The 8,691-nt window shown below is 49.2% G+C and carries 9 protein-coding genes; 3 read left to right on the top strand and 6 right to left on the bottom strand.

The features are described 5' to 3' along the window. Nucleotides 1-483 (top strand): hypothetical protein (locus tag E1189_RS05380; RefSeq protein WP_230460184.1); only part of this gene is annotated, 483 nt, incomplete at its 5' end. 121 nt (nucleotides 484-604) lie between these two features. Here E1189_RS05380 and E1189_RS05375 read toward each other — a convergent pair. The 3 genes from E1189_RS05375 to E1189_RS05365 form a co-directional block, all read right to left on the bottom strand. Then, nucleotides 605-1,723, bottom strand: a complete 1,119-nt coding sequence (locus E1189_RS05375) for an MBL fold metallo-hydrolase (protein ID WP_230460183.1) — start codon at nucleotides 1,721-1,723, stop codon at nucleotides 605-607. Between the two features lie 25 nt (nucleotides 1,724-1,748). Next, a complete protein-coding gene (locus tag E1189_RS05370; protein WP_196221217.1) occupies nucleotides 1,749-2,324 on the bottom strand; it encodes a TetR/AcrR family transcriptional regulator in 576 nt (191 codons plus the stop codon). A 188-nt stretch (nucleotides 2,325-2,512) separates the two neighbouring features. Continuing rightward, nucleotides 2,513-2,680, bottom strand: a complete 168-nt coding sequence (locus E1189_RS05365) for a rubredoxin (protein ID WP_155159020.1) — start codon at nucleotides 2,678-2,680, stop codon at nucleotides 2,513-2,515. A gap of 425 nt (nucleotides 2,681-3,105) precedes the next feature. On the opposite strand from E1189_RS05365, the gene E1189_RS05360 reads away from it, so the two are divergent. Continuing rightward, nucleotides 3,106-3,567 (top strand): RDD family protein, encoded by a 462-nt coding sequence (locus E1189_RS05360; RefSeq protein ID WP_155159019.1) that lies wholly within the window; start codon nucleotides 3,106-3,108, stop codon nucleotides 3,565-3,567. 73 nt (nucleotides 3,568-3,640) lie between these two features. Here E1189_RS05360 and lptG read toward each other — a convergent pair whose 3' ends face one another. Continuing rightward, nucleotides 3,641-4,696, bottom strand: coding sequence for an LPS export ABC transporter permease LptG (gene lptG / locus E1189_RS05355; RefSeq protein ID WP_155159018.1), 1,056 nt, complete (start codon nucleotides 4,694-4,696; stop codon nucleotides 3,641-3,643). Further along, on the bottom strand, nucleotides 4,693-5,820 hold the full coding sequence (gene lptF / locus E1189_RS05350) for an LPS export ABC transporter permease LptF (protein WP_155159017.1): 1,128 nt from the start codon (nucleotides 5,818-5,820) through the stop codon (nucleotides 4,693-4,695). Before lptF ends, lptG begins: the two co-directional genes overlap by 4 nt. Nucleotides 5,821-6,191: 371 nt before the next feature. Between lptF and E1189_RS05345 the strand changes: the two genes are divergently transcribed. Then, on the top strand, nucleotides 6,192-7,676 hold the full coding sequence (locus E1189_RS05345; protein WP_155159016.1) for a leucyl aminopeptidase: 1,485 nt from the start codon (nucleotides 6,192-6,194) through the stop codon (nucleotides 7,674-7,676). A gap of 261 nt (nucleotides 7,677-7,937) precedes the next feature. Here the strand turns inward: E1189_RS05345 and E1189_RS05340 are convergent. Next, on the bottom strand, nucleotides 7,938-8,691 hold a 754-nt coding region (locus tag E1189_RS05340), incomplete at its 5' end, for an ankyrin repeat domain-containing protein (RefSeq protein WP_196221216.1).

The raw sequence follows: 8,691 nt of genomic DNA, 5'->3' as shown, positions 1-8,691 counted from the left end.
GTCATTCTGTCTGGGGCCCCTCTGTGGGAGCATACAAGTTTGATGAAGAAGGCTAATGAACTCAGTAAGGATTATTGCCAACATGGCCCTGATGAAGAGGCATTGCGTAAACGGTTATTCGTTATTTCCCATAAATATTCTGAGCTTATCAAAGACGTTTTTGCAGATTATGTGTATCAGACAGCTCATGTGAACGGAGGGGGGATAACTGTCTGTTGGCTTGATGCTCATGACGGACTTTCGATACCTCAAATAAGACACCACATTCCTCAAATAGGGCACCATGTTCCTCAATCAACGGCTGAGCTGAACGCGCTTATAAAGGTAACAAGTTATTCTCAATGGGACATCTACGGGCATTACCTCAGAACAGCTTTCCGATCCCATAATGCTCTGGTTCTTGATGATGACGATTTGACAACTATCGCTCAGGAATTCGTCAATGGACTGGAGCTGGATACTGGCAGTATCACAGAACCCTAAGTACAGACAATAAGTAGCCAAACCATTGCTTTCGCATAATGATGGCGAGTGGATTTTTCGCTCTTCAAGGAACAACGCCGCAGGCGTAGCCTGCTACGTGACCAGAGTTGTGTTTGGGTACTTACAGAGTGCTGCTTGCGCTGGCCTTCCACCAGTTTGTTTCTTTGGTATTGGAGAGTTGAGAATGGCGAACGGTTTCACCAATAACAGGCAACAGTGTCTGAATATTCTCTTTCTTTGCTAACGCTGTAATTCTTTTCATAGGGTCAAACCAGGCGTGCATAGCCAGATCAAATGTACCGTTATGAATAGGAACCAGCACTTTCCCTTTTACGTCCTTAAAAGCCTGCAGGGTCTCTTCCGGCATCATATGAATATCCGCCCACAGTTTGTTGTACGCGCCACATTCCATAAAGGCATAATCAAAGGGGCCGTACCGTTCGCCGATCTTCTTGAACCCGGGGAAGTATCCCGTATCACCACTGAAATAAATAGAATGCTCCGGATTCCTAATCACCCAGGAGTTCCACAGCGTTTTATCGGAATCAAACAGTCCTCTCCCAGAAAAATGCTGGGCAGGGGTGGCAATGAACTCGACATCACCGACCCGAGTTTTCTGCCACCAGTCCAACTCAATGATCTTTTCTTTGGCTACGCCCCAGCTCTGTAATGTGCGGGCAATACCCAGCGGCACAAGAAAGTGTGGCACGCGGTCTTTTAACTGCTGAATCGAGCCGTAATCCAAGTGATCGTAATGATTGTGGGAGATAATTACGCCATCAATGTCTGGCAGCTGGTCTATGTCCACCGGTACTTCATGGAACCGTTTCGGACCAGCCCATTGTACGGGAGAAGCACGCTTACTGAATACCGGATCGGTCAGCCAGTTGCGACCTCCCAGACGAATCAATAGTGTCGAGTGCCCAAGCCGCGAAAACAGGATATCACCCTGCCCCCCTTCAGAAAAATCGTCGATAGCCAGCATCTGCGTCCTTATCCCCTCGGCAGGAAAAGCATCTTTGTCTTTATTAAGCACATATTCCTTCAGAGTGTCCCAGATCTGGCCAACCCCCTGTTTATGGATTTCAGCTTTATTACGGAATTTTTTGTCGGTTTCAGAGAACTGGGGAGACGCCTGAAAACGTTCAACGTCCTCCTCCGAATATCTGGCAGACCTCATTCCCCCAATCATAAAAACCCCCACTGCCAGCGCCACCACAGTCACTATCGTTGTTTTCATTCCATACCTCTAAAACAAAGTCTGCTTATTCTTTGTGGTCCACTTTTGCGATGATATTCCAGAAAGATTCCAGAAAAGCGCTCCGCAGCGTTGCGTTCTGCCAGCTCTCAGGGTTTTCCAGCAGATATCCGACACCTGCAAACAAATGAGCAGACATCAGCCGCAACATAAGCTCTTCAGGAACGTCATGGAACGTGTTATTAGCGGCGCCCTTTTGCAACAAAATATTCAAGCTCTCAAAGGCTGCTTCTACTCGCTCGCGGGTATTGGAAGGAATCAGGCTGGACTCCCCGAACTGTGCCAGAAACTGAAACTTGTCGGGATTCTCAAGTGACCAATCCACCATGGACACTGCCGTCCCCTGCAAGTTAACCTTCAGGTCAGCCGTTTCGTCAAAGTCTGAAAACAAGTGATCACGTACTTCCATTTTGATCTCGAAGTAGAGTGTGCTGATCAGGTCTTCCTTAGTCTTAAAATGATGAAACAGAGTACCAGTCGCTACCTCTGCCACTTTCGAAATAGCAGAGGTCGGTGTTTTTTCGAAACCGTTTTCCATAAACAGCTTAAGGGCTGCGGTCAGAATCTGTTCTCGCTTGCTCATAGTGATATCGCATTTCATTACTTTATAGTTTGTTAAAAACAGCAAACCGACTAATCAGTCTATTCTGAGAAAAAGAACTAAAAAGTCAACAAAGATAAAGCCACAAAAGGAGGCCAGCCGTGTAAAAGAGTCTCTACACGGCGTTTAGAGTCAGTCAGGCGAGAAGAGTCAGGCAAGGGATAGGCTGGTTAGCCTATCTGAACCATCTCGAAATCGTCTTTACCAGTGCCGCAGTCCGGGCACAACCAGTCATCAGGTACGTCATCCCAGGGCGTGCCTGGAGCAATACCATCTTCCGGCCAGCCCTCGGCTTCGTCATAAACAAAACCACATACGACACATTCCCACTTTTTCATACTACTCAACTCCGATACCTTGTATTTATTAAAATATGCATACGGCCAGTCTACCCGTTTACAGGTTCCTGATCAGCTTCTTGATGATGTGAACTTTCTGAGGTACGGGTATATTCTCCGCCAAGAGATAGCAAGGGAAACCCCTTCATAGATGACGACTGCCTCACACCCCGGTTATCCATCAAAATCACCCGCCAGCCCGCCTTCACCATAGCCTGCCAATAACTCTTTAGCCAACCGGTGAGGGGGCCGCCTAGGCATGCAACCACCCCGATTCTTTGCACGACTTACGTTTATAGCACGCCCAGAGAACAATCCCATTATCTGCTCTGCCTGACATCTTCAGCATTGGAGCAACGTTATGCTCTTGCGCAGGGGGAGTGAATCCGTAAACTGCCATCAAGTACTTATACGTAGAAAAACAAATGTCTCAAAAAAGCATTGATCTACAACCAGCCCCTCTATGGCGAAGACTTGCTGCCATGTTTTACGACACTATGCTGGTTCTGGCGATGGTAATGGTGATCTCAGGCCTTTATCACGCCATTGTTCACAACTGGCTACTGGGGCTGGAGTCTGCCCCTACTGGCTTTAACCCCCTTCTCAGTACCATTTTGTTGTTTGTTATGTTTTTCTTTTTTGCCCACTTCTGGGGAAAGAATGGTCAGACCCTTGGTATGCAAGCCTGGCGGCTACGGGTAAGAAGTACTAAAACCGGCCGTAACCTCACGCTTATTCAAAGCCTGCTGCGGTTTATAGTGGCTATTCCAGCTCTGGGACTGGCAGGGCTTGGGGTTTTCTGGATAGTCATCGATAAAAAGAAGAGAACCTGGTACGACCGCTATTCAGAATCAGAAGTTGTTCTGATCCCGAAAAAAGGTGACTAGTTTTATGGTTGAACACGGCCTCTCTACAAAATGCCCGTCCATGACGGGCATAGGGTGATGTCAGAAAACGGAATCAACCAGCTCTTTTCAACAAAACAGCCCCCACTGCGAAGCAAACCAGAATGGGCACAAGAACCGCCACAAATGGAGAGAACCCAAACACAAGGCTGGCTGGCCCCATGAGATTCTGGATAATCATAAAGGTTACACCGGTAATCACACCACTAAACAGTCGCAATCCCATGGATACCGCACGCAGCGGGCCAAACACAAACGACATTCCAATCAGAACCAGTGCGAAGATAGCAGCAGGCTGCAGCGCTTTCTTATACATCGCCAGCTTGTACTCGCCGCTGTCTAACCCCTGCTTCTGCAGGTAGTTTATGTAGGTGTACAAACCGGAAATCGAAAGGTTCTCGGGCTTCATAACAACTACTTTCAACAGCGTCGTGGTTAAGCTGGTCTGCCAGGTCTCTGTAGCCGCCACTCGGGACTCTACTTTATCATCGTGAAACTGACTGGCTTCTACGCCTTCCAGTATCCAATGATCCCCCTGGCTAAGGGCGCGTTCTGCATAAATACTTTCCTGCAGTTTATGATCATCAAACCGGAAAATATTAATCCCATACAGAACGCCATTCGGCTCCACGGCGTTGAAGTAAAGATACTCATTCCCTTCACGATGCCATAAGCCTTCATCGGAGTAGTGCCCATCCGCAGAACGGGCGATTTTACGACCGGTTTCTGCCATCTGATCGGTCACCGGTGATATATATTCACTCAGAATCAGCCCTATCAGCATCAGCACAATGGCAGGTTTCATCACCGACCAGCCAATACGCACCAGTGACACACCTGCCGCCCGCATCACCACCAGCTCACTGTGGTTCGCCAGAGATCCCAAACCGGAAAGACACCCAATCAAAGCCGCTACAGGAATCACCTCATAGATACGCTTGGGAGTGGTCAGCAGCATATAGCGCATCACTTCCGGCAGCTGATAGTTAGCACGTATAGCGTCCAGTTGTGCCATAAAGCCAAACAGCGTGTCGAGAAAGCTAATAACGATCATCACCACCAGCATCGCCGTAAGAACGGTCATGCCGATATGTCGATCCAGTTTTTTCATCCCTGCGCCCTCTCAACCCTACCTGCTGTCTGGCCAGCTTTGATCTTCATCCAGAGCTGAGGGCCAAAAAACATCAGCAGTGCAATGGTACCGAACAGAGCATGAACACCCCAGAGACCGATACTCGCTGGAATCTTGCCATCCTCAATCGCCCCACGGCCTGCAATCAACAGCGCCAGATAGAACAGGTAAAGTAATACACCGGGCAACAGTTTCATAAACCGACCCTGGCGAGGATTCACCCGTGCCAGCGGCAAGGCCATAAGAATTACGATGGGAATCAACAGTGGCAACGAAATACGCCATTGCAGTTCTGCCTGCAGGCGAGGCTGGGTTTTACCAATAATATCCAACGTTGGCAGAGTATTTTCCTTGGTGACCGGACGCACGTCGTTGTCCTGCATTTGTACACCATAGGTTTCATAATGGGTTAAACGCCCCTCTGGTTGACCGGCCACGACGTCATAACGATAGCCGTCGTTTAATAGCAGATAGCGCTTACCGCTGTCTTCATCCATATGAATCTGGCCACTGTCTGCCAGCAGAATTGTCAGCTTACCACGCTGATCATGGCTCTTGGTTTGGTTTTTCTGGGCGATGAACACATTTTCCATACGGGACTTATCAGGCGTCAGACTTTCCGTATACGTCACACGTCCGCCGTGGTCTATGGACTGAAAGCGACCCGGCGTCAGCGTATCAAACTCGGTCATGGCATCCTGAGTGTTCAGGATGCGCTCCACTTTGCCAGCTCCCCATGGGCTCAATACAAAACTGGTGTAAGCCACTACCAGCATAATGAAGAAACCAGGAATCAGGGTGTACCCCAAAAGACGGTTTCGACTCATGCCACAGGCTTCCAGCACCACCATTTCGCTGTCCACATACATACGCCCGTAGGCCAGCAAAATAGAAAGGAATAATCCGAGGGGGAGAATAATTTCCAGAAAACCTGGCAGGCGGTACCCCATTATGGCGAACAGAAATTCAGGTTTCAGTTCGCCCGTTGCTGCCTGTTGCAGATATCTGATAAAGCGGCCGCTAACAATGATCAGAAGCAAAATGCCACTGATTGCCAGCCACCCCTGAATCAACTCTCTGGATAAATATCGAAGAACGATCAAAATTGTAAATCCCGTCTACACATAAGCCTCACCTTCATTGTTTTTCTGTACTCACCGTACATAAACAGTAAAAAAATACCGAAAGACTGATAGAAAAGGCTGAAAATCCGTACAAACCTGTCGTAAACTCGGTGAGTATACAGTCGTTACAGAAAAGTCTCGAAACTGTGCTTCGAAACCCCCTCGAAATACTGCCTGAGCTTCACCGTACACACTGTTAAACCAATGCGAGTTTCAGGCTACCCGTCGAGAACATCGACAGGCAGTCTTTGCAGTGTGGTCAAAAACCGCCTGCATGCTGAATAAGACCGGGAATTATCCAACAAACACAAGGATAACGCACCGGTTTTTACCTCTGAACGGGAGATAAAATGGAAATTACAGTTAAGAGCGGTGGCGCAGCCAAGCAACAGACTCAGTGCCTGGTTCTGTTTACTGATGCCAAGGGTGAGCTTCCTGCTTTCAGCAGTGTTGATCAAGAAACCGGTGGCCTGCTGAGTGCTCTGGTTGCACGTGGTGACCTGAAGCAGTCTGCTGGTCAGACACTGATGGTTCCAACCGTAACCGGCATCAAGGCAGAGCGTGTACTGCTGGTTGCAACCGGTGAAGAGCTGAAGGCAGCCGCTGCAGAAAAAATCTGTGCCGGTGTTGCCCGAGCCCTGATTGGTGCCCGCGTACAGGAGGCCGTTATTGCATTTGACGATCTGGAGCTGGAAGACCGCGACAGCACCTGGCTGCTGAACATCTTGAGCCGTGAAATTGTAAGCGCCGGTTACACCTTTAATGAGTTCAAGAGCAAAAAAGCTGACAAAGACGCTGCCAAGCTGGAAGCCGTAACCCTGCTGCAAGCTGGTCGTAAAGCTCTGGAAGAAAACAAGGTAGCGGCTGCTCAAGGTGTTGCGACCGCTAACGGTATGGCACTTGCCCGTGATCTGGGTAACCGTCCAGGCAACGCATGTACGCCCAAGGATCTGACCGAAGAAGCCAAGAAGCTGGCTAAAGGTGTTGCCAAGCTGTCTGTTAAGGCACTGGGCGAAGATGAGATGACCAAGCTGGGCATGCACTCTTTCATGTCTGTATCCAAAGGCTCTTCCGAGGAAGGCCAGCTGATCATCATGGATTACAAGGGCGGCCAAAAAGGCGATCAGCCTATCGTCCTGCTGGGTAAAGGTATTACCTTTGACACCGGCGGTATCAGCCTGAAGCCTGGTGCAGCCATGGACGAAATGAAGTTCGACATGTGCGGTGCAGCGTCTGTATTCGGCACTATGAAGACCATCATCGAGCTGGAACTGCCCATCAACGTGATCGGTATGGTTGCCGCTGCAGAGAACATGCCTGCCGGTAACGCCAGCAAGCCTGGTGATATCGTGACGTCTATGTCTGGTCAGACCATCGAAATTCTGAACACCGACGCAGAAGGCCGTCTGGTTCTGTGTGACGCACTGACCTACGCCGAGCGCTTCAAGCCAAAGGCTGTGGTAGACATCGCCACTCTGACCGGTGCCTGCATCTTCGCACTGGGTCACACCATCAGCGCCCTGCTGAGTAACAACGACGAACTGGCAGACTCTCTGTTCAGCGCCGGTAACGTTGCGGGTGACAAAGCGTGGCGCCTGCCGCTGGACGACAGCTACCAGAAGCAGCTGGACAGCAACTTTGCTGACATCGCTAACATCGGTGGCCGCCCTGCCGGTACTATCACTGCCGGTTGCTTCCTGTCCCGCTTCGCCAAGGAATTCCCCTGGGCGCATCTTGATGTAGCTGGTACGGCCTCCAAGAGTGGTGGCGATAAAGGCGCAACTGGTCGTCCTGTGCCTCTGCTGGTGCAGTATGTTCTTGATCAGGTAAGTTAATAAACAACTTGCTCAAAGCAGCCTCTGCGCAGTGAACTGACTGTGCAGAGGCTTCTTCCTTATCAATAAACGTTCATGTTATTGCTCTGCTTCGCCCCGTTAAGTACCCGGACCATTGCTTTCGCATAATGGTGGCGAGTGAATTTTTTCGCTCTTCAAGGAACAACGTCGGGAGCGTAGCCCGCAACGTGACCAGAGTTGTGACGCCGCAAGAGCGGAAAAAGACACCGCCAGACTATGTGAAAGTAATGGTCCGGGTACTTAAGTACCGCTGGATTCAAGCAATATTTCCGAACTTGATTCTGGCTGAACGACTGCAGATGATAGAATTCCTTCTTCACGAAGCCATTGATTGACTCTGCCAGATAAGGCTGAGTCAGGAATTTCAGTTTGTGCTCCTGTTTGACATAAGGCTAAGGCTGACTCCTTCTTCCCCTCTTTTACCGCCCGATGAAAAGGTGTTTCATCTTGCCGGTTTTTTAATTGATGGTTTGCCCCCGCTCCAGTGAGTGCCAAAACAGTTTCAGTATGTCCTCTGCTTGCTGCTAAATGTAGAGGTGTATTTCTCATCAAGCCTGTCGTGTCTTTGTCAGCCCCATACTCAACAAGCTTAAGAACTGTGCTGATTTTTCCATTTTTGGCAGCAGCATGCAGCGGCGTTTCATCCGCCAGATCTCTTGCTTCTTTATTCGCTCCATAAATAATGAGTACCAAGGCGCTATCCTTGTTCCCATTTTCAGCGGCTTCATGAAGCGGTGTCTCTCCAAAATTATTTTTAGCATCCAAGTGTGCTTGATGCTTTATCAAAGCCAAAACGATTTCAACACTTCCGTATCTGGCAGCTGTATGAAGCGGTGTACAACCACTATTATCCCGAATATCTATATCAATGTACTTTCCGACCTGGATAAGTGCTAATTCAATCTCAGAATTACCATATCTGGCTGCTGTATGGAGTGGTGTTCTACCAAGTTTATCTTGCGCACTTTTGTTTGCACCACTCTGGATAAGCGCC

Source organism: Parendozoicomonas verongulae (assembly GCF_009711465.1).
In the GTDB taxonomy this organism is placed as follows: Bacteria; Pseudomonadota; Gammaproteobacteria; order Pseudomonadales; family Endozoicomonadaceae; genus Sansalvadorimonas; species Sansalvadorimonas verongulae.
This window is presented reverse-complemented; position numbering and strand designations above follow the sequence as displayed.